At 66.7% G+C, this 246-nt stretch carries 1 pseudogene; it reads right to left on the reverse strand.

Going from position 1 to position 246, the window contains the following annotated elements:
- Positions 1-104: 104 nt before the first annotated feature.
- Positions 105-246 (reverse strand): annotated as a pseudogene (locus FNJ47_RS47770) (ABC transporter permease); the annotation flags it as partial.

Here is a 246-nt window from a genome sequence, read left to right on the forward strand (position 1 = left end):
TCATCAGCCGCTCCGATCCGCTCACCGTCGATTCCGCGCACCGGTTGGCCGCGCCCTCCATGCTGCACTGGTTCGGCACCGATTCCTTCGGCCGCGACGTCTGGAGCCGCATCATCCACGGCGCGCGCGGTGCGGATATAGTCCTGGCGCAGGATTTCCAGCATGGACGAGCGGGTGATGCGCATGGTCAGCGCCGCGCTGCGGAAGCCGACCGCCATCGCCGGCACCGCATAGATAGTAAAAGCC

Source organism: Bradyrhizobium uaiense, assembly GCF_010811875.1.
GTDB lineage: Bacteria > Pseudomonadota > Alphaproteobacteria > Rhizobiales > Xanthobacteraceae > Bradyrhizobium > Bradyrhizobium uaiense.